We start from the raw sequence: 2,386 nt of genomic DNA, 5'->3' as shown, positions 1-2,386 counted from the left end.
CTAGTGGTCTCGCCCGTAAGTTCGTCGGGGGTTGTTCCCAGACGCCGCTGGTGCCGAGTCTGCGCTGGCGGCGTCGAGACTGTGCTCAGCGCTACTTTTTTCGCGTTTCGGCGCTGCCACCGCAGTCTGTACACCCCAGCGAACGGGCCCGACGAACTTACGGGCGAGACCACTAGCAGGAGCGTTGCTCCCCCGGGAGGACTCGAACCTCCAACCGTTCGGTTAACAGCCGAATGCTCTGCCAATTGAGCTACAGGGGACCGCTCGGTCCACGCAAACGATGGCGCAGATCGCGGGACGACTCTAGCGTACTGGCCCACCCGAACCCAAGAGCGGACCAGGCCACTAGCCGTCGGCCACCGCGACTAGCCGGATTGGGCGCGCACGCACCCAGGCGCGTGAGGCAGGATGGAGCCAGCCGCACCGTCGTGGGAGGAACGTTTTGATCCGGTATGTCATCGTGCTTGGACTGGGTTATGTGCTGGGCGCGAAAGCTGGCCGCCGCCGCTACGAGCAGCTTGTCGGCACCTATCGCGCGCTTACCGGCAGTCCCATTGCCAAGTCGATGATCGAAGGCGGGCGCCGCAAGGTCGCCAATCGGATCTCACCTGACGCGGGGTTCGTGACCCTGACCGAAATCGACAACCAGACCACTATTGTCGAACGCCCTGCTGAGTGGCGGGCGAACGGCGCGAACTGAGGCCAACACCACCTCAGGCGGTCAGATCGTCGCCGCTGGCTTGCTCCAACAGGCTGCGTCGATAGGCTTCCATGGCGACCAGGTCGCCGAACAGCTCGTGATACTCGTCTCCCTGGTCAATCGGCGACATGCGCTGCAACTTGGATTTCACCTCGGCGATCTGCCGGCCCATCCACACTTCCTGCAGGCGAGCCAGCACACCGCCGATATAGCGCGGCAGCTTCTCGTCGTCGACCTGGATCGCCTCCACGCCCAGCTCGTTGATCAGACCGGCGGTCAGCGCCGATGTGGTGTGCTGGCGGACCACGTCAATCCATTGCGCTCCGGTGATGCCGGCCGACGTCCCGCCCGCCGCGTCGATGGCCGCGCGAACGGCGCCGTAGCCGGGATGAGTGAAGCTCTCGACGGTCAGCGTGTCGAACACTGGGCCCGCCAGCGCCGGGTACTGCAGAGCCGATTTCAACGCCTCACGCTGCGGCCACAGCGTTGGGTCACGTGGGTCGGGACGGGCGGCGGGGTGTTCGGTCGGAACACTCGGCGGCGGCACGGATGGTGACTGCTCAACGCTCGCGCTGCGCCGTCTGGTGCGTTCCGGCGCGCCACGTCGGTTGGCCTCTTCGCGCACTCGGGCAAGTACTTGCCCTTCGTCCGACCACCCCGTCCAGCCCGCCAGGCGTCGCGCGTATTCGTCGCGCAACGCATAGTCCCTAATCCGAGCAACCAGAGGAACGGACCTGCGCAGCGCATCCACTTTCGCCTGCGGTTCGTCGTCAAGAACCATTCCGTCGGGAATCAAACTTCGAATTGCGAATTCGAACATTGGTTTGCGACGAGCAACCAGGTCTCGTAATGCCTGGTCACCGGAGCGCAGCCGGAGGTCGCACGGATCCATGCCATCGGCAGCGACGGCGACGAACGATTTACCGGCAACCTGCTGGTCGCCGTCGAATGCCTTCAGCGCCGCTGCCTGCCCAGCCGCGTCGCCATCGAAGACAAAGATCAATTCGCCCCGATACCAGTTGTCGTCCATCATCAGCCTGCGCAGCATTGCCAGATGTTCGTCGCCAAACGCCGTGCCGCACGACGCGACCGCGGTGGTGACCCCGGCCAGATGCATCGCCATCACGTCGGTGTAGCCCTCGACCACAACGGCCTGATGCCCCTTGGCGATATCGCGCTTAGCCAAGTCGATGCCAAACATCACCGACGACTTCTTGTACAGCAGCGTCTCGGGTGTGTTGACGTACTTGGCTTCCATCGGGTCGTCATCGAACAGCCGCCGGGCGCCGAACCCGATCACTTCACCCGCCGAGGTGCGGATCGGCCACAACAGCCGACGGTGAAAGCGGTCCATTGGGCCACGGCGCCCCTGCCGGGATAACCCCGCAGCCTCCAGCTCTTTGAATTCAAAACCCTTGCGTATCAGATGTTTTGTCAGTGAATCCCAACCCGACGGCGCGAATCCGCAGCCGAAATGACGGGCGGCCTGCGCATCGAAATTGCGCTCCGTGAGGTACTGGCGAGCCGGTGCCGCCTCGTCCGACTCCAGCGCGGCGGCATAAAACTCCGCTGCGGCCGCGTTGGCCGCGATGAGCCTGCTGCGACTACCGCGGTCGCGCTGCACGCTGGTGGCCGGGCCGGAATAGGTGATCGTGTGGCCAATCCGGTCGGCCAGCATCTCGACCG

General features: G+C 64.5%; 2 protein-coding genes and 1 tRNA gene. 1 reads left to right on the top strand and 2 read right to left on the bottom strand.

The window, feature by feature from the left end; genetic code table 11:
• Positions 1 to 187 precede the first annotated feature (187 nt).
• A tRNA-Asn gene (locus tag AC2VOU_RS06705) sits at positions 188 to 260 on the bottom strand.
• 182 nt (positions 261 to 442) lie between these two features.
• On the opposite strand from AC2VOU_RS06705, the gene AC2VOU_RS06700 reads away from it, so the two are divergent.
• A complete protein-coding gene (locus AC2VOU_RS06700; protein ID WP_047315107.1) occupies positions 443 to 700 on the top strand; it encodes a hypothetical protein in 258 nt (85 codons plus the stop codon).
• Positions 701 to 713: 13 nt separating this feature from the next.
• Here the strand turns inward: AC2VOU_RS06700 and AC2VOU_RS06695 are convergent.
• Positions 714 to 2,386 (bottom strand): DNA primase (locus tag AC2VOU_RS06695; RefSeq protein WP_486956662.1); only part of this gene is annotated, 1,673 nt, incomplete at its 5' end.

It is taken from the genome of Mycobacterium sp. TH-M25, assembly GCF_057473665.1.
This window is presented reverse-complemented; position numbering and strand designations above follow the sequence as displayed.